Below are 386 nucleotides of genomic sequence, written 5' to 3' on the forward strand. Positions count from 1 at the left end.
TGCGGTATCTGAACGAACAGGTCGACCTGGGCGGCGCCGACCCCGTGATCGGATTCAACTACCTGGGCCGGGTGGGCGGAGATGGCGCGGCGTCCTGGGACGGGTGGGGCTTAAGCCCGGAGGGCGTGTCGAAGGTCGCCGGTGCCGCGGCCGCCATACCAATGCCGTTGCCGCACAGTGTGGAACTCAACGCCGCAACCGTGGACTCCGGGGGCGGCCCACGGTTGCAGGCAGGCTGGCGTTATGCGACTTCGGTTCTGGATGAGGACAGCGTCGAGCGGCTGAGCCGGCTGTGGTTTGAGGCGCTGCGCGGGATCTGCGCACATGTGCGCCAGGGTGGGGGCGGGTTGAGCCCATCGGACATCGCACCAGCCCGACTGAACCAG

General features: G+C 68.4%; 1 protein-coding gene. It reads left to right on the top strand.

The window, feature by feature from the left end; translation table 11 throughout:
- Positions 1–386: hypothetical protein (locus BST27_RS30925; RefSeq protein ID WP_139805533.1), on the top strand; the 386-nt coding region annotated here is incomplete at both ends.

The sequence above is a fragment of the Mycobacterium intermedium genome, from assembly GCF_002086275.1.
GTDB classification, from domain to species: Bacteria; Actinomycetota; Actinomycetes; order Mycobacteriales; family Mycobacteriaceae; genus Mycobacterium; species Mycobacterium intermedium.